This is a genomic window from Devosia litorisediminis, from assembly GCF_018334155.1.
Lineage (GTDB): Bacteria > Pseudomonadota > Alphaproteobacteria > Rhizobiales > Devosiaceae > Devosia > Devosia litorisediminis.
In genome coordinates this window covers 383,720-404,871 of the sequence record NZ_JAGXTP010000001.1, presented here as the reverse complement: position 1 = coordinate 404,871, position 21,152 = coordinate 383,720, and the positions used below count along the sequence as shown (strand labels likewise).

23 protein-coding genes are annotated in these 21,152 nt (G+C 61.5%); 12 read left to right on the top strand and 11 right to left on the bottom strand.

Annotated features, from left to right (window positions below):
• Positions 1–357 carry a hydroxyisourate hydrolase gene (uraH, locus tag KD146_RS01915; RefSeq protein WP_212657065.1) on the bottom strand — a complete coding sequence of 119 codons (357 nt, stop codon included), beginning with the start codon at positions 355–357 and terminating at the stop codon, positions 1–3.
• 156 nt (positions 358–513) lie between these two features.
• Between uraH and puuE the strand changes: the two genes are divergently transcribed.
• The 8 genes from puuE (at position 514) to KD146_RS01875 (ending at position 7,585) form a co-directional block, all read left to right on the top strand.
• Positions 514–1,929, top strand: a complete 1,416-nt coding sequence (gene puuE / locus KD146_RS01910) for an allantoinase PuuE (RefSeq protein ID WP_212657064.1) — start codon at positions 514–516, stop codon at positions 1,927–1,929.
• Between the two features lie 45 nt (positions 1,930–1,974).
• Complete coding sequence (locus tag KD146_RS01905) at positions 1,975–2,661, top strand: glutathione S-transferase family protein (protein ID WP_212657063.1); 687 nt, start codon at positions 1,975–1,977, stop codon at positions 2,659–2,661.
• Between the two features lie 84 nt (positions 2,662–2,745).
• Complete coding sequence (locus KD146_RS01900; RefSeq protein ID WP_212657062.1) at positions 2,746–3,567, top strand: bifunctional allantoicase/(S)-ureidoglycine aminohydrolase; 822 nt, start codon at positions 2,746–2,748, stop codon at positions 3,565–3,567.
• A 3-nt stretch (positions 3,568–3,570) separates the two neighbouring features.
• The gene (locus KD146_RS01895) at positions 3,571–4,086 is read left to right on the top strand and encodes an ureidoglycolate lyase (protein ID WP_212657061.1); all 516 of its coding nucleotides are present in this window, start codon (positions 3,571–3,573) and stop codon (positions 4,084–4,086) included.
• On the top strand, positions 4,083–4,706 hold the full coding sequence (locus tag KD146_RS01890) for a nucleoside deaminase (protein WP_212657060.1): 624 nt from the start codon (positions 4,083–4,085) through the stop codon (positions 4,704–4,706). The genes KD146_RS01895 and KD146_RS01890 overlap by 4 nt, the downstream gene beginning before the upstream one ends.
• A 333-nt stretch (positions 4,707–5,039) precedes the next feature.
• Complete coding sequence (gene otsB / locus KD146_RS01885; RefSeq protein WP_212657059.1) at positions 5,040–5,816, top strand: trehalose-phosphatase; 777 nt, start codon at positions 5,040–5,042, stop codon at positions 5,814–5,816.
• Between the two features lie 28 nt (positions 5,817–5,844).
• Positions 5,845–7,260, top strand: a complete 1,416-nt coding sequence (locus KD146_RS01880) for an alpha,alpha-trehalose-phosphate synthase (UDP-forming) (RefSeq protein WP_212657058.1) — start codon at positions 5,845–5,847, stop codon at positions 7,258–7,260.
• 121 nt (positions 7,261–7,381) lie between these two features.
• Positions 7,382–7,585 carry a hypothetical protein gene (locus tag KD146_RS01875; protein ID WP_212657057.1) on the top strand — a complete coding sequence of 68 codons (204 nt, stop codon included), beginning with the start codon at positions 7,382–7,384 and terminating at the stop codon, positions 7,583–7,585.
• On the opposite strand, the gene KD146_RS01870 is transcribed toward KD146_RS01875, so the two are convergent.
• From KD146_RS01870 to KD146_RS01855, 4 genes are all read right to left on the bottom strand, one after another.
• Entirely contained in the window at positions 7,586–8,470 is an 885-nt protein-coding gene (locus tag KD146_RS01870) for a 2-dehydropantoate 2-reductase (protein WP_212657056.1), read from the bottom strand.
• 62 nt (positions 8,471–8,532) lie between these two features.
• Positions 8,533–10,131, bottom strand: a complete 1,599-nt coding sequence (locus tag KD146_RS01865; RefSeq protein WP_249327554.1) for a DEAD/DEAH box helicase — start codon at positions 10,129–10,131, stop codon at positions 8,533–8,535.
• Between the two features lie 404 nt (positions 10,132–10,535).
• On the bottom strand, positions 10,536–11,324 hold the full coding sequence (locus KD146_RS01860; protein ID WP_212657054.1) for a molybdopterin-dependent oxidoreductase: 789 nt from the start codon (positions 11,322–11,324) through the stop codon (positions 10,536–10,538).
• Positions 11,321–12,169: a cytochrome b/b6 domain-containing protein gene (locus KD146_RS01855; RefSeq protein ID WP_212657053.1), complete on the bottom strand. Its 849-nt coding sequence runs from the start codon at positions 12,167–12,169 to the stop codon at positions 11,321–11,323. The genes KD146_RS01860 and KD146_RS01855 overlap by 4 nt, the downstream gene beginning before the upstream one ends.
• Positions 12,170–12,435: 266 nt before the next feature.
• Between KD146_RS01855 and KD146_RS01850 the strand changes: the two genes are divergently transcribed.
• Both KD146_RS01850 and KD146_RS01845 read left to right on the top strand, forming a co-directional pair.
• Positions 12,436–12,987: a sigma-70 family RNA polymerase sigma factor gene (locus KD146_RS01850; RefSeq protein ID WP_249327553.1), complete on the top strand. Its 552-nt coding sequence runs from the start codon at positions 12,436–12,438 to the stop codon at positions 12,985–12,987.
• The gene (locus tag KD146_RS01845) at positions 12,984–13,622 is read left to right on the top strand and encodes an NrsF family protein (protein ID WP_212657052.1); all 639 of its coding nucleotides are present in this window, start codon (positions 12,984–12,986) and stop codon (positions 13,620–13,622) included. Before KD146_RS01850 ends, KD146_RS01845 begins: the two co-directional genes overlap by 4 nt.
• Before the next feature lie 73 nt (positions 13,623–13,695).
• On the opposite strand, the gene KD146_RS01840 is transcribed toward KD146_RS01845, so the two are convergent.
• Together KD146_RS01840 and KD146_RS01835 are read right to left on the bottom strand one after the other, a co-directional pair.
• A complete protein-coding gene (locus KD146_RS01840) occupies positions 13,696–14,343 on the bottom strand; it encodes a ThuA domain-containing protein (protein WP_212657051.1) in 648 nt (215 codons plus the stop codon).
• A gap of 67 nt (positions 14,344–14,410) precedes the next feature.
• The gene (locus tag KD146_RS01835) at positions 14,411–14,872 is read right to left on the bottom strand and encodes a GtrA family protein (protein ID WP_212657050.1); all 462 of its coding nucleotides are present in this window, start codon (positions 14,870–14,872) and stop codon (positions 14,411–14,413) included.
• Positions 14,873–15,164: 292 nt separating this feature from the next.
• On the opposite strand from KD146_RS01835, the gene KD146_RS01830 reads away from it, so the two are divergent.
• Positions 15,165–16,769: a bifunctional metallophosphatase/5'-nucleotidase gene (locus KD146_RS01830; RefSeq protein ID WP_212657049.1), complete on the top strand. Its 1,605-nt coding sequence runs from the start codon at positions 15,165–15,167 to the stop codon at positions 16,767–16,769.
• Positions 16,770–16,846: 77 nt separating this feature from the next.
• Here the strand turns inward: KD146_RS01830 and KD146_RS01825 are convergent, their stop codons facing one another.
• Positions 16,847–17,095 carry a GlsB/YeaQ/YmgE family stress response membrane protein gene (locus KD146_RS01825; RefSeq protein ID WP_212657048.1) on the bottom strand — a complete coding sequence of 83 codons (249 nt, stop codon included), beginning with the start codon at positions 17,093–17,095 and terminating at the stop codon, positions 16,847–16,849.
• 186 nt (positions 17,096–17,281) lie between these two features.
• Between KD146_RS01825 and KD146_RS01820 the strand changes: the two genes are divergently transcribed.
• Positions 17,282–17,803: a hypothetical protein gene (locus tag KD146_RS01820; protein ID WP_212657047.1), complete on the top strand. Its 522-nt coding sequence runs from the start codon at positions 17,282–17,284 to the stop codon at positions 17,801–17,803.
• 82 nt (positions 17,804–17,885) lie between these two features.
• Here the strand turns inward: KD146_RS01820 and KD146_RS01815 are convergent, their stop codons facing one another.
• The 3 genes from KD146_RS01815 to KD146_RS01805 all read right to left on the bottom strand — a co-directional run bounded on the left by KD146_RS01815 (position 17,886) and on the right by KD146_RS01805 (position 21,147).
• Positions 17,886–18,929, bottom strand: a complete 1,044-nt coding sequence (locus KD146_RS01815; RefSeq protein ID WP_212657046.1) for a Gfo/Idh/MocA family protein — start codon at positions 18,927–18,929, stop codon at positions 17,886–17,888.
• Between the two features lie 258 nt (positions 18,930–19,187).
• Complete coding sequence (locus KD146_RS01810) at positions 19,188–19,970, bottom strand: ThuA domain-containing protein (RefSeq protein WP_212657045.1); 783 nt, start codon at positions 19,968–19,970, stop codon at positions 19,188–19,190.
• A 169-nt stretch (positions 19,971–20,139) separates the two neighbouring features.
• Entirely contained in the window at positions 20,140–21,147 is a 1,008-nt protein-coding gene (locus KD146_RS01805) for an ABC transporter ATP-binding protein (protein ID WP_212657044.1), read from the bottom strand.
• Positions 21,148–21,152 lie beyond the last annotated feature (5 nt).

The window sequence follows — 21,152 nt, the reverse complement described above, 5'->3', positions numbered from 1 at the left end:
CTAGCTCCCCCGATAGGTTGAATAGGCAAATGGGCTGACCAGCAGCGGCACGTGGTAGTGCTTGTCTTCACTGATGGTGAAACGGATCGGTACCACGTTCAAGAACGGGTTCTCGACCCCGACATCCAGGCGCTCGAAAAACTGCCCGACATGGAAGCGGATTTCGAACTCGCCCATCTGGAATTGCTCGCCTTCCAGCAAGGGCTGATCCACCCGGCCATCGGCATTGGTATAGCTATCGGCAATATGGTGCGTATGATCGCCATGAACATAGTGCAATTCGATCCGCATGCCGCGCGCCGGCGTGCCGTGCATCGTGTCCAATACGTGTGTGGTAAGGCGACCACTTCCCGCCATTTCTGCTGCTCCGTTTGTCGTCCCCGCGCCGAGACTAGCGCATCGCCGCCGATCCGCAATGCTCATTTTTTACCATCTGGTCCATTTTTGTGCATCTTGATCGCTGCGGACAAGCCCATACTATCGCCAGATCAGTCAGACGAAAGCACCCTATCCATGCGTTACCCTCGCGACATGCACGGCCACGGCCCCACCCCGCCATATGCCAATTGGCCCGGCGGCGCCCATGTCGCGGTACAGTTTGTGCTCAACTATGAGGAGGGTGGCGAAAACAATATCCTGCACGGCGATGATGCCTCCGAAGCCTTCCTCGCTGACGTCCTCGGCGCCGCCCCATGGCCGGGCCAGCGCCACGCCAATGTGGAATCGATGTACGAGTATGGCGCCCGCGCCGGCTTCTGGCGGCTGCACCGCCTGTTTACCGAGGCAGACCTGCCCGTCACCATCTATGGCGTCGCCACCGCCCTGATGCGCGCCCCAGCCCAGTTGGCCGCCATGCAGGAGGCCGGCTGGGAAATCGCCAGCCATGGTCTGAAATGGGTGCAGCACAAGGATATGCCGCCCGACGAGGAACGCGCCCAGATCGCCGAAGCGATCCGCCTGCACACCATCGCCACGGGCGCGCCGCCGCGCGGCTGGTACACCGGCCGCTCCAGCCTCAACACCATTGATCTGGTCTCCGAAACGGGCAGCTTTGCCTATATCTCGGACACCTATGATGATGACCTGCCCTATTGGCGCGTGCATCAGGACAAGCCGCAGTTGATCATCCCCTATACGCTGAGCGCCAACGACATGCGCTTTGTCACCGCGCCCGGTTTTGACAATGGCGAGGAATATTTCCAGTTCCTCAAGGACAGCTTTGACTGCCTCTATGCCGAGGGACAGGCCGGCAGCCCCAAGATGATGAGCCTGGGTCTGCATTGCCGTCTGGTGGGCCAGCCCGGCCGCTTCCAGGGCCTCAGGAAATTCGTTGATTACATCAAGACCTTCGACAAGGTCTGGGTCCCCACCCGCCTCGCCATTGCCAAGCACTGGGCGACCGAACACCCCTATATCGCCCCCGAGGTGATCCCGTCCCAGCTCGACAAGAACGACTTCGTGCAGCGCTATGGCTCGATTTTCGAGCACTCGCCCTGGATTGCCGAGCGCGCCTGGGAAGGTGAACTCGCTCCCGCCAATGACACCGCCATCGGCCTGCATTTCGCCCTGCGCTGCCAGTTCCGTATGGCCAGCGAACAGGAGCGTCTGGCCGTTCTGAACGCCCACCCCGATCTGGCCGGCAAACTCGCCGCGGCCCAGCGGCTGACAGCCGAATCCACCGCCGAACAGGCTTCGGTGGGGCTCGATGCGCTCACCGATGGCGAACGCCAGCGCTTCACCATGCTCAACACCGCCTATGTGGACAAGTTCGGCTTCCCCTTCATCATCGCGGTGCGCGACAATACCAAGGAATCGATCCTGGCGGCCTTCGAAACCCGGCTCAAGAACAGCGCCGAAGCCGAATTCGCCACCGCCTGCGCGCAGGTCGAGCGCATTGCGCTCTTGCGCCTCAAGGCGATCCTGCCCTAGCCAGTTCAGGCGACCACACCAATCTTCAATTCCGGGGGCCCGGCCATGTACACGCTCATCATCGGCAACAAGAATTACTCATCCTGGTCGCTGCGCCCCTGGCTGGCACTGCGCGTGCTCGACATTCCCTTCACCGAGCAATTGCAGCCCTTTGTCGACCATGGCAGCCACGACAAGTTTCGCGCCTTCTCGCCCACCGGCCGGGTTCCGCTGCTGGTCGATGGCGATACCCGCGTCTGGGACTCGCTGGCCATTGTTGAATACGTCGCCGAAGATCACCCCCAACTCTGGCCATCCGACAAGGCCGCGCGCGCCTTTGCCCGCGCCATCTGCGCCGAAATGCATTCCGGCTTCTCGGCCCTGCGTGACGTGTGCACCATGAATTGCGGCGTACGCGTGCAGCTCAACGCGGTCACCCCGGCCCTGCAGGCTGATCTCGATCGTATTGATGAAATCTGGAGCCAGGGCCTGTCCGAATTCGGTGGACCCTACCTCGCGGGTGAAAACTTCACCGCCGCCGACGCCTTCTACGCCCCCGTGGCGCTGCGTCTGCAAACCTACGGCCTCACCCTGAGCCAGCCTGCCAACGAGTACGCCGCGCGCCTGCTGGCGCTGCCCGCGCTGATCGAGTGGTACAATGCCGGCACGGCGGAAACCTGGCGCGAGCCCAGTCACGAGGCCGAGATTCACGCGGCGGGCACCGTCACCAGCGATGTGCGACAGACCGCCTAGCCACCGCGCGCCGGACCTGCCAGTTTCATCACCAATCCGACCAGCCTTGCTGGTACCCGTTTTCGAGATCAGGCCACAACGACAATGGACACTCCAAGCTACGCTTCACCCAGTGCCGGCCTGCCACCCCAGGCAGCGCTGCACACCGGCAGGGCCGTTTTCACCGAAGCCTATGCCCTGATCCCGCACGGGGTGATGCGCGACATCGTCACCAGCTTCCTGCCCCATTGGAGCGACACCCGCGCCTGGGTGATTGCCCGCCCCATGACCGGCTTTGCCGAAACTTTCTCGCAATACATTGTTGAAGTGCTGCCCGGTGGCGGCAGCGACCGCCCCGAGCCCAATCCCGAGGCCGAGGGCGTGCTGTTCGTCGTGGCGGGCGAGGCCAGCCTGACCATTGCTGGCACCACCCATACGCTGAGCCCAGGCGGCTATGCCTTCCTGCCGCCCGGCAGCGATTGGAGCCTGCTCAACAAGGGCCACGAGCCCACCCGCTTCCATTGGGTGCGCAAGCGTTACGAAGCCGTTGAGGGCATCGCCAAGCCCACCGCCTTTGTCACCAATGAAAACGAGCAGCCCATCCGCTGGATGGCCGACACCAGGGAGCGCTGGGGCACCACCCGCTTTGTCGAACCCGACGATCTGCGCCACGACATGCACGTCAATATCGTCACCCTTGAGCCCGGCGCGGTCATTCCGTTCGAGGAAACCCATGTCATGGAGCACGGCCTCTATGTGCTTGAAGGCAAGGCCGTCTATCGCCTCAACCGCGATTGGGTGGAAGTCGAAGCCGGCGACTTCATGTGGCTGCGCGCCTTTTGTCCCCAGGCCTGCTATGCCGGGCCGGAGCGCTTCCGCTACCTGCTCTACAAGGACGTCAACCGGCACATGAAGCTGGGCCTTTAGACCATGAGCACCATTCTGATCGAGCCGCTCACTGCCGAGAGTTTTGCCCCCTTTGGTCAGGTCATCGAACTTGATGGTGCCGAGCACTATCCCATCAACAATGGCATGACCGAGCGCTACCACGATCTGGCAGAAGTCGAGCTTGGTGGCGTCCGGCCCCGCCCGCTCATCTCGATCTTTCGCGGCAAGCCCTATGACCTGCCCCTGACACTGCGCATGGTCGAACGCCACCCGTTGGGCAGTCAGGCCTTCTATCCGCTGGGCGACAAACCGTTTCTGGTCATTGTCGCCGGCGATCTGTCGGGCACGCCCGATATGCCACGCGCTTTCATCACCCGGCCCGGCCAGGGCGTCAATATCGCCATGAACACCTGGCACGGCGTGCTCACGCCCCTCGAGCAGGCAGCCGATTTCCTGGTGGTTGATCGTGGTGGCGACGGCAATAATCTTCAGGAACACCATTTCGATGTCCCCCATCTGGTGCGCCATCCCCAAGCCAATGAACGGCCAAAGCCATGACCACCGCTGCCCTTGTCGACCGCCTGCTCGACGTCATCGAACGCGACATCGCCCCGCTCACCCGGCAGGCTGTTACCCATGGCAACAAGCTGTTCGGCGCGGCCATCCTGCGCAAATCCGATCTTTCGGTGGTCATCGCCGAGACCAATAACGAGATCGAAAACCCGCTCTGGCATGGCGAAATGCACGCCATCAAGCGCTTCTTCGAACTGCCCGAGGACCAGCGCCCCGACGTCAAGGACTGCATCTTTCTGGCCACCCATGAGCCCTGCTCGCTCTGCCTGTCGGGCATTACCTGGTCGGGCTTTGACAATTTCTATTATCTGTTCAGCTACCAGGACACGCGCGACAGCTTCGCCATTCCCCACGACATCGCCATCCTCAAGGCGGTCTATGCCGTTCCCGAGCCGGAAACCGGCACCGTCTCGCCTGACCGTCCGCTCTACAACCGCGCCAATCACTATTGGACCAGCCACAGCATCGCCCAGCTGATCGCCGGGCTTGATCGCGATCATCGCGAAGCGCTGGTGGGACGGTTCGACGACATCAGCGCGCTCTATGGCGAACTGTCGGCGATCTATCAGAAGGACAAGGGTGCCAGCGGCATTCCGCTGGCCTGATCACTCAGGGCTGCGTGGACAGCTCAGGCATGAACTCGCTGCGCGGCGCATCGGCAAAGGATGCGGCGAACGTCAGCAGGCTCAGCGCCAGCGCAAACATCACGGTCAGACCGATCTGGGACATCCTGTTCAATCCGGTTACAGGCAGAATTGGCATTGCAGTCTGGCCTCATGATACCGTCGGCTATTGAACGCGGTACCAATGCGTCATTCAGATCGCGTTCAGAACAGTCCATTGTGCATGACTGCCATGTGAGCCTGGCGCCGCCTTATCGCGAACCAAATGCTCACCTATGCGTTACCGTAGCGAATACGTCCCAATGAGGCCCATCAATGCCGCAGACAGACACCACCGACGTCACAACTGCCCCGCAGCTGGCCATTTTCACCGATTTTGATGGCACGCTCGTCGAATTGGCGGAAACTCCTGATGGCATTGATGTGCCTGAATCTCTCGCTCATCAGATCGAGCAGACCGCCCGCGAGATGAACAGCGCTTTCGCCGTGCTCACCGGCCGCGAGATCGCCGATATCGACAAATTCCTCTCACCGCTGATTCTGCCGATCGCTGGTGCGCATGGCACCCAGCGCCGTCGGGCCGATGGCGTGGTTGAAGAGATTGACCCCGCGTCTCTTTCTGGCGCCGAGGCGATCGCCCGCGCCATCGAGCCACTGATCCAGGCCCATCCAGATCTCATCATGGAAACCAAGGAAGGCGCGGTCGCGCTGCATTTCCGACAGGCGCCCGAGCTCGAAGATGTCGTCCGCCACGCCATGCAGGACGCCGTCGCCGACAATGAACACTTCACCCTGGTACCCGGCAAGATGGTGCTTGAAGCCCGCCCGCGCGGCGTCTCCAAGGGCGAGGCGCTGCGCGCCTTCATGCGCGAGGAACCCTTTATCGGCCGCACGCCCATCTTCATCGGCGACGACGTGACCGACGAGGATGGCTTCATCGCCGCTCAGGACCTGGGTGGCGTAGGCATCAAGCTGGGCGATGGGGACACCGCAGCCCGTATGCGCATTGCCGATGTGGTTTCGGTCCGCGCCCTGCTGCAGGGACTGGGCGACATCGCCGCACGCGACCGCGAGTTTTCACCCAAACACTGAACGACTGAACGACGCCTGGGGGCACTGCATGAGTAGACTGATCGTTGTTTCGAACCGTACACCTGGCAAGGGCCCGGCGGCCGGCGGCTTGGCCGTGGCCCTGCGCAAGACCCTGGCCGAGCGCGAAGGTTTCTGGTTCGGATGGTCAGGCAAGCTCGTGGACGCCCCCTCCACTGAAGCCCGCTTTGAAGACATCGATGGCCTCTCCGTCGCCCAGATTGATCTCACCCGCTCCGATCACCACGCCTATTATGCCGGCTTTTCCAATTCGATCCTCTGGCCCAGCTTCCATCTCCGGCTCGATCTGGCGACCATTGAAGGCCATTGGTATGAAGGCTATCGCGCGGTCAATCAGCAGTTCGCCCGCGCCCTGCTACCCCTGCTCAAACCCGATGACATCATCTGGGTGCACGACTATCACCTGATCCCGCTGGCCAGCGAATTGCGCAATCTGGGCGCGCGCAACCGGATCGGCTTTTATCTGCACATTCCTTTCCCCACCACGGATGCGCTCTACGCCATTCCGCACCATAATGAGCTGATGCGCGACCTGTCGCGCTACGATCTGGTGGGCATGCAGGCCAATCGCGACGTCTCGGCATTCACCGAGTTTGCCGATCACCAGTCGCCTTCCTCGATCTCCGGCAATCCGCTCAAATCGGTCGACTTCACCCGCAGTGAAACCGGCGCCTTCCCCATTGGCTCCGACCCCGACGCCTTTGCCAAAATGGCCGTCAGCCCAGCCGCGACCAAGATGATCCGCCGCGTCGAACGCGTACTGCCCGACCAGCGCCTGATCCTGGGTGTTGATCGCCTCGATTATTCCAAGGGACTGCCGCAACGCGTCGAAGCCTATGAGAAGCTGCTCTCCAACGACGCCCATTTCCGCCGCTCTGTCCACATGATGCAGATTGCGCCGCCATCGCGCGACAGCATCAAGGAATATCAGGAAACCAGTGACGCGCTCGACGCCATTTGCGGTCGCGTTATGGGCCGTTTTGCCGAGCCCGACTGGTCCCCGCTCACCTATGTCAAACGTGCCTATGGCCAACCCAGCCTGGCCGGGCTCTATCGCCTTGCCCGCGTTGGACTGGTGACCCCGCTGCGCGACGGCATGAATCTGGTGGCCCACGAATTTGTCGCCTCGCAGGACCCTGAAAACCCCGGCGTGCTGATCCTGTCGCGCTTTGCCGGTGCCGCCGAAATCTTCGACGACGCCATTCTGGTCAACCCGTTCGATACCGACGAGACCGCCGAGGCCCTGCGCATGGCGCTCGACATGCCGCTCAAGGAACGTATCGCGCGCTGGGAAACCCTGATGGCCGCCGCCCACAAGCACAGCGTCGACAACTGGTCGCACAGCTTCCTCGAACGTCTGACCCCATCCGATGAACGGCTCAGTTCGGCCACACGTGACATTCTCTACGTGTCCTCGGTCGCCTGACCTTGCCACATGGTCATCCGGATCACGGCCTTGTAACGCCCCATCGGGGCGCTACGGGGTTATGCAAGGTTCAGCAATATCGGCGAGCCGAACGCTCGGCGCGCCCGCACGAGGACTTGCCATGGTCGTGGGGACTGATCCACCGCCAGCACTGCAGTCGGATTTTCACTTGGTGGCAGCAATCGCGCCCCGGCAACCGGCCACAGCGTCCGTCGGCCTGCGCCAGCAGCGCCGCCGCCATGACACCGACGATCAAAAATATCTGAAAACGTCCGCCAGACGGCACATGAAAGAAGCCAGCGTCAACGCTGCCTTTTTGCCGTGATCAGGTCACCCAGGGACTGCCCGAGGCGGCCAGCAAGGTGACGAACAAGGCATTGATCGGCGTTGCGATGCCGTGCTTTTTGCCTAGCCGCACAATCACGCCGTTACGGGCATCAAGCTCCATCTGCCGCCCGGCAAAGCGATCCACCGACATCGAATTGCCCGCGCCTTCAGGCGCGTTGCGGGCGCCCTCGATAACGCCTTCAATCAGACTGTCGGGGATCACCGCGCCCTCGGCCCGCGCCACCGCAGCGCACTCGCTGACCAGCCCGCGCACCAGCACTTCAAGATCATCATTCCACACCGGCCCGGTCGAGCGCTGTGTCAGCGCCGCCACCGCGCCTGCACAGTTCAGGCAAAGCTTGCCCCAGGCGCGCGAATTCCAGTCCGCCACTGCCGAGACATCAATTTTGGTTTCACCAAACAGACCGACGAAGTCAGCACCATCGTCACCCTCGGGCACCACGATGCTGCCCAGGCGCTGCTGGATCATGCGGCCGGGCGCGGAACGGCTGGCCGGTATATCCACCACCGCCGGTACGATGGCCTGTCCCGGCAGCAGCGCGGCAAACCGGCTCACATGCTCAACCCCGTTCTGCAGCACTGCCACCCGCGTGCCCGGCCCCACCAGGGAGTCGAGCCAGACTTTGGCCGCTGCCACATCATAGGTCTTTGTCAGCACCAGCACCCAGTCAACCGGTTGCGCCGGCGCCGGATCGATCAGCACCTGGGGCGCTGCATTCAGCGTACCCACCGGCGTCTCCACCCGCAGATCGACCAGCGGCGTCCGCGCGCACACGATCACCTCATGCGCCGCATTCTGGCAGAGCCAGCCCGCGATCGTGCCGCCCAGCGCACCCGGTCCAATAATTGCGATTTTTGTCATCCGTCCCTCCCGACAAAGAAAAAGGGCGGCCAGAGGCCGCCCTTTGTCAATTCCTGCAGTGCTTAGCCGTTGCTACGGCTAACGCGACCTGCGTCTTTCTGTGACTTGCCCCAGCGCTGCTTGGGCTTGCCGCCGACGGGCTTGGCACCCATGGGCTTGCCCGTTTCCATGTCGCGGCGAACGCCACGGCCTGGCTGGGCGTGATCCGGGCGCGTACGCGCCACATCACCACCGCGCGAACGCTGGCCTTCACCCGCTGGACGCGAACGCTGGCCTTCACCCGCTGGACGGGTGCGCTGCCCCTCGGCAGCCGGACGGCTGCGCGGGGTATCGCTTGGCTGACGATGCGGCTGGGCCTGGCCACCGCCTTCTTTGCCGAACTCGGCAAAGGGACGACGCTCGGCTGGCGAACGACGATCACCCGGCGCCTTGCGCGGGTTCTTGTTCGAACGCGGACCCGGACGGCCACCCGAAGGCTTCTTGTAGGCCGAGCGCGGTGCTTCCACCACGCCGGTGTCATTGGCCAGATGCAGATCGCCGGTATAGGGCAATGTGCGGCGGATCAGGCGCTCGACATCGCGCAGCTTGCCGCGCTCGGTGCCATCACACAGGGTGATCGCCTGACCCGATGCGCCGTTACGGCCAGTACGGCCAATACGGTGCACATAATTTTCCGGATCGTCTGGCAGTTCGTAATTCACCACATGGGTGATGCCGGGAACGTCAATGCCGCGGGCCGCGATATCGGTCGCCACCAGAATACGGACATCGCCGCTGGAAAAGCCCTTCAGGGCTGCCTGGCGGGCGTTCTGGCTCTTATTGCCGTGGATCGCTGCAGCCTTGTGGCCGTCAATCTCGAGGTTCTTGGCAACCCGGTCGGCGCCATGCTTGGTGCGCGAGAAGATGATCACGCGCTCCATGGCTTCTTCTTCGTTGGCCAGCAGCTCATTGAGCACGCCACGCTTGGCCTTGGAGCCCGACAGGATCACGCGCTGGTCAATCTTGACCACGGTGGAGCCGGCAACCGAAGCATCAACGCGAACGGGCTCGTTCAGCAGTGACTTGGCCAGATCGGCCACTTCAGGGGCCATGGTGGCAGAGAACATCATGGTGTGGCGACGATGGCCGATGGCCTTGGCGACGGCGCGCACAGGAGCGATAAAGCCCATATCGAGCATCCGGTCGGCTTCGTCGAGCACCAGCCAGCGGGTTTCCGCCAGCTTGATCTTGCCGTCATCCATCAGATCCTTGAGGCGACCAGGGGTCGCTACAACGATATCAACGCCGCGCTCGAGGCGCTTGACCTGGTGGTAGCGCGACACGCCGCCAAGCAGCAGCACGGTATCGAGCTTCATCTTGGTGCCGGCGAACTTGCGGATGGCTTCGTCGATCTGCACGGCCAGTTCACGCGTTGGAGCGAGAATGAGCGCGCGGGTGGTCAGCGGACGCGGGCGACCGTTCAGGGTCAGCAGGCCAGCCAGAATGGGCAGGCCAAAAGCAGCCGTCTTGCCCGAACCGGTCTGGGCAATGCCCATCATGTCGCGACCTTCAAGCAGCTTGGGGATGGCCTGGGTCTGGATTTTGGTGGGCGTGGTGAACCCGGCCGCAGTCAGGCTGTCGGTCAGGAGTTCAGGAAGGCCCAGAGAAATAAAGTCGTTCAAAGAACATGTCTTTCTGCGCCGGATTGGCGCTGCGACGCGCGCAGAACACTGCAGCGCGCGTGTCGCCATTCACACATGCGAATGGCGGGTCAACAGATGCAATCGGGCGATAAATTGGGGGTATCGCGCGGGTGCTGGCTCGAACCCGGACAAATTGTTTCCGGGCTGACTTCGCCGCTCACCGCAAGGGGATAAGAAGTGAAGTCCGTCGCTGGTCTATGTGCTCAACACGTGGTTGCAGCTGCGACGATGAAGCTGATATGGGCCAACAGGCCTGAAATAGCAAGTCTATTCGCCCCCGGCCACCGCATGGCGGGGCTGCGTTTGACGACGCAGGTACCGCACCAACGTCTTTGCGCCATCACTCTGGCAGCGCGCGGCTAGGCCTGTGGCGGCCGAAATCCTCAGATCCCGCCATACCAGTCATAGCCGACATCGGGCCAGTAGCCGCCCTTGCCCTTGCCGAAGCTCGACAGATCATCAACCAGTTCGATCGTGTGCAGATATTTCGGCTGCTTGTAGCCCAGCGCCCGCTCGATACGCAGGCGAATGGGTGCCCCATTGGCCACCGGCAACACCTGATCGTTCAGCCCGTAGCTCAGAATGGTCTGCGGGTGATAGGCGTCCACCAGATCCGAGCTTTCATAATAGAGAATGTCGCCGGTCAGCGTCCGCTGGATATTGTCAAAGCAGTGATAGACGGCGAAGCGCGCGCCCGATTTTACCCGCGCCATGTCCAGGATCGGGCCGAGTTGGGTGCCGGTCCATTTGGCAATGCAGCTCCAGCCTTCCACGCAGTCATGTCGGGTAATCTGGCTGCGCGCCGGCATGTTGCGCAATTCATCCAGTGTGAACTCGAGCGGCTGCTCCACCATCCCGGTGATCTTGAGCTTGTAATTGGCAAAATCCTGCGCCCGCAGGAACCGGTATTCCGCCGTGGTCGGATCAGTGGACCCGTTGGGCCGCTGACCCTGCCGGATTTCGCTGGCCGAATATTCGCGCGCCAGCGCCTGATCCCCGACCAAGGCCCGCTGCACGTTATAGGTGAGCACATTGGCCTGCTCCATCACCTGGCGCACCTGGTTCTCCTTGGAGCCCAGAAAGTCGAACTGGTTACAGCCAGCCAGAACCAGCCCCGACCCGGCCACAGCCGTGCCGCGCAGGAAGTTACGCCGCGTGATGATGCCGCTCATGGCTTGTCTCCTTCACTTCCCGGTGTCCCCGGGCTGGCGCGATACCAGCCGGTGATCATCGAGCGCAGCTCGTTGATCGGCCCGGCGGCCACAACCATGATGATATGCACGATAAAAAACGTCACCAGCAGCACCATCACGCCGAAATGGATGGTGCGGGCTGTCTGCCGCCCCCCGAAGATATCCAGCAGCCAGGGCCATCCAGCATCCATGGTGGGACTCATCGTCAGCCCGGTCAGCACGATCAGCGGGAACAGGATGAAGAACACCCCGAAATACGAAATACGCTGCAGCGGGCCGTATGTTCGCCCATGTTTGAATTTGAGTGTGGCGTGGTCGGCCACATCGCGCGGCACCGCGGCCAGATCGCGCGGCCGCACCAGAATATCGCGCTTGATATGGCCGTTGATGAAGCTGGCCAGGAACCACACGAACATCGTCGCCACGAACACCCAGGCAAAAAAGAAATGCACCACGCGTCCGGTCGCCAGATCGCGGAACGAAGGTATCGTCACCGCACCGGGAAAGCCGACAAAGGCCGGACGCTCGGCCGTGCCGCTCATGCCCAGCACGCCGGTGGTGTCAAACTCGCGGCCGAACACAGTGGTCCGTCCGCGCGGCCCCTCGGGCGTATTGACCGCTCCGATATCAAGAATGGCATTGTCGAACGCAAAGCCCGATTGCTGCCCGATATAGAGCGTGGGATGTGCGTTGAAGATCTGCAGCCCGCTCAGCAGCAGGAAAAACAGGCAGATTGCCCAGATCCAGTGCGTACCCCGGGTCCAGATCGACTGGCGATAGATCAGCGGCCCTTTGGCAGCCGGCTCGTCTGTTGTGTCAGCCATCTCTTCCCCAAATCGATCCCGGACCAGATCCTGTGCATTATGAGTAACGGGTCTGCGCAGGGCAAATGACGATTAACACGCAGATGTTACGGCTTTGCCGGTGCATTTGTTGTCCTGAGCCCCACCTATCGGCGTGTCCATGCCCTGCTATTCGCGGCGCTTTGGGTCTGCGTTACCCGATCACGGGCTCGTGATCGGCGATTGGGCGTTCCAAACGTGTTCGCTGCCATGTAACCATATGGCTGCACGGAGCGAATGAGTGAACGATGCAGACTGATCCGACCGAGACGCGTTTGCGAGAACTGATGCTCGCATCGCTGGACGGCGACGCGGCGGCATATCGCGCGCTGCTGGCCGATCTTGGCCGCCACCTGCGTCCCTATTTCACCCGGCGGCTCACCCCCGCTTTCGCCTCGCACGCGGAGGATCTCGTGCAAGAAACACTGCTCGCTATCCATACCCGCCGCATGACCTATGACCGCACCCGTCCGTTCACCGCCTGGCTGCATGCCGTGGCGCACCACAAATTTGTCGATCACGTGCGCCGCCAGTCCATCCGGCTGACCGTACCGCTTGAGGACGATGCCCCCATTTTTGCCCATGATGACCATGCCGATGCGACCGCCAAACGCGATCTTGACGTCGTGCTCGACGCCGTGCCCGAGCGCACCAGCGACCTCATTCGCCGCACGCGGGTGCAAGGCGCCACCATTGCCGAAGCCGCCGCGCATCATGGCATTACCGAAACGGCCGCCAAGGTCTCCATCCACCGCGGCCTCAAATCGCTGGTTTCCCGGTTTTCGGGAGGCGAGAAATGACTGACGAGCTGATCGACCGCCTCTCGAGCGACCTCAAGCCCGTCCGGCACAACGCCCTGCCCCGTCTTGTCGTGGGTGCCGTCATGGCCAGTGGCGTGGTGGCGGCCATCGCCATGCTCGCCTGGTTGGGCACCCGAGCCGATATCGCCACGGCACCGGGCACAATGATCTTCTGGACCAAGTTCGGCTATACGCTGGCCCTGGCTGTGCTGGGTGGCGTGGCAACGCTCGCATTGTCGCGCCCCGATGGCGCCATTCGCTGGCCTTGGCTGGCCGCCCCGCTGCTGCTGCTGGGCGTCTTCATTGCCGCCATCGTGCAACTGGCGGGCGCCGAGCCCGACGAAATGATGCCGCTGGTGATCGGCGGCACCTCGCTGGTCTGCCCCTGGCGCATTGTCGCGCTGTCAGTGCCCGTGCTTGTCGCCCTGCTGATGGCCCTGCGCCGCCTCGCGCCTGCCAACCCGACACTGGCCGGTCTGGCCGCTGGCCTGTTTGCTGGCGGCACCGGCGCGTGGATCTATTCCTTCGCCTGCGGCGAGAACGGCGTGATGTTCCTGGCCCTCTGGTACACGCTGGGCATTGCCGTGGTGGCCGGTCTGGGTGCGCTGCTCGGCCGTTTCCTGCTGCGCTGGTAGTGCACGCCGACAAAAACAAAAGCCCCCGGATCGCGCCGGGGGCTTTTTCATTGCTGCAACGCTATTGGGGGCATTAGCCCTCGCGCGCGGCCCAGTTCATGCCACGGCGCATCATGGTTGCCATTTCGCGGTTCTCGAATTCCTTGGCGCGGTGGCCCAGCGTCGAATGGAATACCCGGCCCTTGCCATACAGATGCTTCCACACCACGGGCATCACCACACCATCAATCCACGGCGCATGCTCGCCATTGAACGTGGTCGTCGCCAGCACATGAATGGCCGGGTCGACATGCATGTAATATTGCTCGGAATTGTAGGGGAACGACTTGATCCCCTCCATCACCGGGTCCGCCGCATCGGCAACATCGACGGTGTAGTCGATGATATCGCCCGGATGCGCCACCCACTGGCCGCCAATCATGAACTGATAGTCCACCGACTCGCGGAACGCATCGCTCATGCCGCCATGATGGCCGGCCAGTCCGACGCCGTTCTGGACCGCCTTGGTGAGGTTGGCGACCTCTTCCTTTTCGATCTTGCTCATCGTGAAAATCGGCACGATCAGCGACAGGTCATGAATGGATGGGTCAGCAAATGCGCTGGTTTCAGTGGCTGTGCGCACCGAGAAGCCATCCTCATGCAGCCAGCGCCGATAAATGGCGGCGCACTCCTCGGGATCGTGACCCGACCAGCCGCCATAAACAATCAAAGCAGTCTTCATGCCGCATACTCCCGCAAATCAAACGTCGCGGAGAATACCTGACTGAACTGGTATTGAAACCCCAGTCCTACATTGCCAATGCAATGCCGGCCCGATCTTGTGCGAAAGCCCAGCTGCGCAGCACCACATAATTGACCGCTGCGGTCAGCACCACCACCACAATCGAGGCCAGTACCGTGGGCAGTCCCACAATGTTCAGCGCGCCGTAGGAAAACATGGCCGCCAGCACCAGCGCCATGGCTTGCACGGCCAGATAGCGCGGCAGCGCCTGGCGATGCGCGGCATCCGATCCAAATGAATAGCGGTGATGCATCAGATAGACCGGCAGGATCAGCACCGCATAGCTCAGCGTGTTGACCAGCCAGTCGGCCAGCCCGGTCTGCATCCAGATCGCCACGCTCGACAGCACCACAAAGGCCAGCGCCCCACCCGCACCAACGCCGACAAAACTGAACACGCCAAGCCAGTCGTGCCGACTCTGGGCCGGACGGGGTACATCGCGCATCAGGCTCTCAAGGGCCGCACTCATGGGTTTGTTTGATCCGTTCTGGTTGGCGTCAGGCCCCATTATGGGCGCCGCTGCCTTTAGCCTGCGTTACGGCCTAACACTGTTTTGCGCCATGGTTGAAAAAACCTGAAGTCACACGAATGCATGCAAACCATGACATTTGACCAAAAGGTCCACTTTTCACTGTCACAAAAGACTGGTTAACTCATTGCTCGACGTGGCTGGACCGCACCGACCCGATGGCACATCGCTCCAGGGTCAGCGCGCACCGCTGCGGGACAGAATGGCCGTCAAGCAAACAAGGATAACAGGGATGAAAAAACTACTTCTCGGCGCTACGGCGCTTACCCTCTGCGCTGGATTTTCCAGCGTTGCCCACGCGGATTTCACGCTGAATATCCTCCATATCAACGACTTCCACTCCCGCTTCGACCCGATCTCCAAATACGACGCGGACTGTAATGCCGAGGACGATGCGGCTGGCGAATGCTTTGGCGGTATCGCGCGCCTCAAGACCATCATCGATGACACCCGCGCCAAATATGCAGACGGCAACAGCCTGCTGCTGTCGGCCGGCGACAATTTCCAGGGCTCGCTCTACTACACCACCTACAAGTCCAAGGTGGTCTCGGACTTCTTCAATCAGATGGGTTTTGACGTCGTTGCCACCGGCAACCACGAATTCGACGACGGTCCCGCTGAATTCATGAAGTTTATCGAGGCAGCCGAATTCCCCATCATTGGCGGCAATTTCGACGTCACCCGCGATGAAAACCTTGCTGGCAAGATCAAGGGCTCCATCGTCGTTGAAGTTGGCGGCGAAAAGATCGGCATCATCGGCGCCACCACCGAAGATACCCCCGACATTTCCTCGCCCGGCGATGATGTCGAGTTCACCGACATCATCCAGTATGTCCGCGGTGCCTCCGAAGCGCTCGACGCCGCTGGCGTCAACAAGATCATCGTGCTCAGCCACATCGGCTACACCGTCGACATGGATCTGGCAGCAGCCCTGCCACTGGTCGACGTGATCGTGGGTGGCCACAGCCACACACTGCTCTCCAATACCGATGAAAACGCCGCTGGCCCCTACCCCACAATGGTCACCAATCCAGACGGCATTGAAGTCGCCGTGGTTCAGGCCAACCAGTATGGCAAGCATCTGGGCGATATCGCCATCACCTGGGACGACAACGGCGTTGTCACCAAGGCTGAAGGCGAACCCTACCTGATCGACGCCTCGGTCACCGGCAATGAAGACTTCAAGGGTCAGCTCGCCGAACTGGCAGCCCCGATTGCTGAAGCCATGAACGTGGTCATCGGCACCACCACCACCCCGATTGAAGGCTCACGCGATGTCTGCCGCGCCATGGAATGCACCATGGGCAATCTCGTCGCCGACGCCATGCTTGATCGCGCTTCGGGTCAGGGCGCATCCATCGCCATCCAGAACGGCGGCGGACTGCGTGCCTCCATCGACGAAGGCGAAATCACCATGGGTGAAGTCGTCACCGTGCTGCCATTCTCCAACACGCTGGCAACCGTGCAGATCAGCGGTGCAGACGTCATCGAAGCGCTCGAAAACGGCGTCAGCGATGTCGAAAACGGTGCAGGTCGCTTCCCACAGGTTGCCGGTCTGAAATACACCGCCACCCTGACCAATGCCGCTGGCGAACGCATCAGTGACGTCATGGTTGGTTCGGGCGACAGCTACGCGCCGATCGATGAAGACGCCACCTATACCGTGGTCACCAACAACTACATGCGTGGCGGCGGCGACGGTTACGGCACCTTCGCTTCGGGCGACAACCCATACGACTTTGGCCCACCACTTGAGCAGGTCCTGGCCGACTACATCGCCAAGCTCGGCGGCGAGTACACGCCAATGACCGATGGCCGTATCACCATCGTCAACTGATCCGATCCTTCAGTTGCAAACACGAAGGGCGCCCATCGGGCGCCCTTTTTACTGCAACCTGTTCAGCCTGCTGATGCCTAGCGACGCGCCAACTGCGTCCAGACCAGCAAGATGATCACCGCCCCCACGATCGAGGCGATGAAACCAGCGCCATCACCGGCGCCATACCAGCCAATGGCCTGCCCCAGCCAGGTCGCCAGCAGCGAGCCGACAATACCCAGCACGGTGGTCAGGATGAACCCGCTCGGCTTGTTGTCGCCCGGCGTGATCCATTTGGCGATCAGACCGGCAAGAAAACCAACGATGATGGCCCAGAGTATTCCCATAGTGACGCTTCCTCTTGTGTACCCGTATTATTTGGAACGCGTGCAACGGGTTACAAGATGCACACTATGGCAAAAATGTGCCTGACATTTTTCATTTCGTGATCGAAATTCCTGCAACCAACGTCGCCGTTCATCATTGTCTCGACTGTCCAAGTGGGGGGCATAACCCACCTTAGGAGAGACCAAATGAACAAGACCATTCTCGCAACCACCATTGCAGCCCTGATGTCCGCAAGCGCCCTGCCTGCTCTGGCACAGGATGCAGCTGTCGGTGTCGATGCTGGCGCCGGCGTCAACGTTGAAACCCCAGCTGGCGATGCCGGTGCGGACGCAACTGTCGGTGCTGATGCCAACGCATCGACCAATGCCATGAGCACCGCTGCCGATGCGGCTGATCACAGCTACGCCTCGGTGACCGCGGCTATCTCCGGTTCGGCAGATGTCGACCTCAGCGCGATCACCGATGAAGCCCAGGTCAATATCGTCCTGCTGTCTTCACTTGAAGGCGACGCAGCCACCGAAGCTGCTGGCATCGACAGCGCCATCGCGGCCAATGCCGAAGGCGCAGCTACGCTGCACGACAATATTGACGGCAATGCCGCCATCAAGGCCAAGCTGGAAGCCCAGGGCTATGCTGCTGACGACGTTGTCGCCGTGCACAGCCAGGCCGATGGTTCGGTCACCGTTTATGTCGATGACCGCGCCTAAGCGATCATCACCCTAAAACGGGAAACCCCGGCCTTCCGGCCGGGGTTTTTTCTTGCCTGAACCACCGCTTGACGCGGTGGGTCTAGACCTTCAGCTCCAGCCGATCGCGGTCAGACGCGGTCGCCAGATCCAGCACGGTCTGGATATTGGTCGCGTGGCGGAAACTGGGCTCGTCATTCTTGCCCGCCCGCACCGCATCGACAAAGCGCATGTAATTGGTTGGCACCGGATCCACAGCCACTTCTGTCCAGGCGCCGGTTTCCGCATCGTCGCCTAGACAGGTTAGCAGCTTGCTCCAGTCATGGCGGTGCTGCACTTCTACCGAGCCCAGCTCGCCATAAACCCGCAACCGCAATTCATTGAAATGCCCGGTCGCCCAGCGCGTGGCATGGATCACGCCCAGCGCCCCGTTCTCGAGCTGCGCCGTCATGGCGAAGCTGTCATTGGCATCCAGGTCATATTCGCCAATCCGGTTGTTTTCGGCCTTGTCGAAGGTTTCGAGCCGGCAGAAGACCTTGGAGAAATCGCTACCCGCACCAAAGGCCGCAAAGTCCAGAATATGCACGCCGATATCACCCAGCACGCCGTTCGAGCCATGCTTTTTCGATAGCCGCCACAGCCACTGGCTTTCAGTGCGCCAGTCGCCCCAGGCCTTGGATACCAGCCAGCTCTGCAGATAGCTGGCCTCGAAATGCTTGACCTTGCCCACCGCGCCGGACTGCACGATCTCGCGCGCCTTTTGCAGCTGGCTGACATTGCGATAGGTCAGGTTGACCATGTTGATCAGGCCCATCTGCTCGGCCAGTTCGGTCATTTCCATGGCCTTGGTATGATCGGTCGCCAGCGGCTTCTCGCAGAACACATGCTTGCCCGCCCGCAGCGCCGCCATGGTGGTCGGGTGATGGATCGAGTCAGGCGTCACATTGGCAATGGCGTCAAACTGGCCCCAGGCAATGGCCGCATCCAGCGAGCCGAAGCCGCGTTCAATGCCATGCACCAGATTGAACGCCTCGACCCGTGCCGGGTCCACATCCACCCCGCCAACCAGGGTCACCCCGTCAATGGCAGCAAAGTGCTTGGCATGGGTGTTGGCCATGCCACCAGTCCCCAGAATGAGCAGACGCATATTCTTGATCCTTCGGCGACCCCACGGTCACCTCTCTTAGGAGTTGTTGTCGATGTCATGCCGGCGCAGGCCAACATGACATCCTCAGAGTTTTTTGGCCCGGCGTACGGGTGTGCCATCCACTTCTGCGTGGCGCACATCAAAGGGCCGATATCCCGGTCAGGTTCGTGTAGAGGGCTCACCCTCACCAAACCGGGAGTGCACCGCCGCGCGGGCCATAGCCCGCTCGGGCTGTCTCACCTGGACATCGGCATTGCCCTATTTGAAGCCTTCTTCGCCGTCGTGATGCAGCTTGGGCCCGCGCTCTTCGATCTTTTCGAGTGCCTGATCCACCGGTGTGTTGGGGGCATCGAGCAGCTCGGGATGCTGGCTTGAGTTATACGCCCAGTTCACCGCATTGCGCAGCACCAGGCCGACCGTGTCATCGTGATAGGTCGGATAGGTTTCGTGCCCCGGGCGGAAGTAGAAGATATTGCCTGCGCCCCGACGATAGGTCAGTCCGCTGCGGAACACCTCACCACCCTGGAACCAGCTGACGAACACCGTTTCGAGCGGCTCTGGCACGCTGAAGGGCTCGCCATACATCTCTTCCATTTCCAGCTCGAAAAACGCTGGCAGGCCCTTGGCGATCGGATGACCCGGCGTGGTTACCCACAGCCGCTCGCGCTCGCCCGCTTCGCGCCAGTGCAGCGCGCAGGGCGAGCCCATCAGGCGCTTGAAGATCTTCGAGAAATGCCCCGAATGCAGCACGATCAGCCCCATGCCTTCCCAGACCCGCTGGGCAATCCGCTCGACGATTTCGTCGGCCACATCGCCATGGGCGGCATGCCCCCACCAGATCAGCACATCGGTTTCAGCCAGCGCCTCCACGGTGCAGCCATGTTCAGGCTCCTGCAGTGTGGTGGTCTTGGTCACGATATTGCTGTCGCTGGCCAGCAGCTTGGCAATCTGGTTGTGCATCCCCTCGGGATAATTGTCAGCAACGACCTTGTTCTTCTGTTCGTGGACGTTCTCGCCCCAGACCAGTGTGCGGATAGCCATGGGAATTCTCCTTTGATGGTGTCGCAGACAGGCGCGACACGACAATCTGTTGGCATGCTAGATCGACCGGACCGGCACCGCAGGGAGTACGGGGCGCAGCCTGATCGACAGTGATGCAGTGAGCGCTCCGGATGACCAGAGTTTGACGCCCCCTGCAGATTATCAGCTTTTAGGCGATCGGTTTGCCGGCCGCGTCAAAGCGGTGGATCCGCTCGGCGACCGGCGAGATGTGCACCACATCGCCGCTCTTGTAGTCATTGGCGCCATCAAGACGCACCACAATCGGCTCTTCGGTCCCCATTTCAAGGTAGACATAGCTGTCAGCACCCAGGTTTTCCCTGTGGATGACCTTGCCTGACCACGTGCCATTTTCAGGCACGATGGTCAAATGCTCGCCGCGAATACCCACTGTGTGGGCGTCGAATGCCGCAGCCTTGTCGCCCGAAATGAAATTCATCTTCGGTGAGCCGATAAACCCGGCCACAAACACCGAATTGGGCTTTTCATAAAGCTCCATGGGCGACCCCACCTGCTCGATCAGCCCATCACGCAGCACACAGATCCGATCCGCAAGCGTCATCGCCTCGACCTGATCATGCGTCACATAGATCATGGTGACGTTGTCCATTTCCTCGTGCAGCTTGGCGATCTCGATGCGGGTCGCCACACGCAACGCCGCATCCAGATTGGACAGCGGCTCGTCGAACAGGAACACCTTGGGGTCGCGCGTGATCGCGCGCCCGATCGCCACGCGCTGCCGCTGCCCGCCCGAGAGTTGCTTGGGCAACCGGTCCAGATAGGGCGTGATCTGCAGCATCTCCGCTGCCTTTTCCACCCGCTGGCGAATGGCGTCCTTGGTCTGACCCTTTTCCAGCGTCAGCCCGAACGCCATGTTGTCGTAAACCGTCATGTGCGGGTAAAGCGCGTAGCTCTGGAACACCATGGCGATGCCGCGCTTGGACGGCGCCAGCGCATTGACCACCTTGCCATCGAACAGCATCTCGCCAGAGGTGATGTCCTCCAGCCCCGAGATCAGCCGCAACAAGGTGGACTTGCCACACCCCGAGGGGCCGACAAACACCATGAACTCGCCCTTGCGGACTTCCAGATCGACGCCCTTGATCACCTCAACTGCGCCAAAGGCCTTGCGAATATTGCGAAGCTCGATGCTTGCCATGAGTT

Coding starts and splice junctions, on each gene's coding strand:
- uraH (WP_212657065.1), bottom strand. CDS start 357: ATGGCGGGAAGTGGTCGCCTTACCACACACGTATTGGACACGATGCAC.
- puuE (WP_212657064.1), top strand. CDS start 514: ATGCGTTACCCTCGCGACATGCACGGCCACGGCCCCACCCCGCCATAT.
- KD146_RS01905 (WP_212657063.1), top strand. CDS start 1,975: ATGTACACGCTCATCATCGGCAACAAGAATTACTCATCCTGGTCGCTG.
- KD146_RS01900 (WP_212657062.1), top strand. CDS start 2,746: ATGGACACTCCAAGCTACGCTTCACCCAGTGCCGGCCTGCCACCCCAG.
- KD146_RS01895 (WP_212657061.1), top strand. CDS start 3,571: ATGAGCACCATTCTGATCGAGCCGCTCACTGCCGAGAGTTTTGCCCCC.
- KD146_RS01890 (WP_212657060.1), top strand. CDS start 4,083: ATGACCACCGCTGCCCTTGTCGACCGCCTGCTCGACGTCATCGAACGC.
- otsB (WP_212657059.1), top strand. CDS start 5,040: ATGCCGCAGACAGACACCACCGACGTCACAACTGCCCCGCAGCTGGCC.
- KD146_RS01880 (WP_212657058.1), top strand. CDS start 5,845: ATGAGTAGACTGATCGTTGTTTCGAACCGTACACCTGGCAAGGGCCCG.
- KD146_RS01875 (WP_212657057.1), top strand. CDS start 7,382: ATGGTCGTGGGGACTGATCCACCGCCAGCACTGCAGTCGGATTTTCAC.
- KD146_RS01870 (WP_212657056.1), bottom strand. CDS start 8,470: ATGACAAAAATCGCAATTATTGGACCGGGTGCGCTGGGCGGCACGATC.
- KD146_RS01860 (WP_212657054.1), bottom strand. CDS start 11,324: ATGAGCGGCATCATCACGCGGCGTAACTTCCTGCGCGGCACGGCTGTG.
- KD146_RS01855 (WP_212657053.1), bottom strand. CDS start 12,169: ATGGCTGACACAACAGACGAGCCGGCTGCCAAAGGGCCGCTGATCTAT.
- KD146_RS01850 (WP_249327553.1), top strand. CDS start 12,436: ATGCAGACTGATCCGACCGAGACGCGTTTGCGAGAACTGATGCTCGCA.
- KD146_RS01845 (WP_212657052.1), top strand. CDS start 12,984: ATGACTGACGAGCTGATCGACCGCCTCTCGAGCGACCTCAAGCCCGTC.
- KD146_RS01840 (WP_212657051.1), bottom strand. CDS start 14,343: ATGAAGACTGCTTTGATTGTTTATGGCGGCTGGTCGGGTCACGATCCC.
- KD146_RS01835 (WP_212657050.1), bottom strand. CDS start 14,872: ATGAGTGCGGCCCTTGAGAGCCTGATGCGCGATGTACCCCGTCCGGCC.
- KD146_RS01830 (WP_212657049.1), top strand. CDS start 15,165: ATGAAAAAACTACTTCTCGGCGCTACGGCGCTTACCCTCTGCGCTGGA.
- KD146_RS01825 (WP_212657048.1), bottom strand. CDS start 17,095: ATGGGAATACTCTGGGCCATCATCGTTGGTTTTCTTGCCGGTCTGATC.
- KD146_RS01820 (WP_212657047.1), top strand. CDS start 17,282: ATGAACAAGACCATTCTCGCAACCACCATTGCAGCCCTGATGTCCGCA.
- KD146_RS01815 (WP_212657046.1), bottom strand. CDS start 18,929: ATGCGTCTGCTCATTCTGGGGACTGGTGGCATGGCCAACACCCATGCC.
- KD146_RS01810 (WP_212657045.1), bottom strand. CDS start 19,970: ATGGCTATCCGCACACTGGTCTGGGGCGAGAACGTCCACGAACAGAAG.
- KD146_RS01805 (WP_212657044.1), bottom strand. CDS start 21,147: ATGGCAAGCATCGAGCTTCGCAATATTCGCAAGGCCTTTGGCGCAGTT.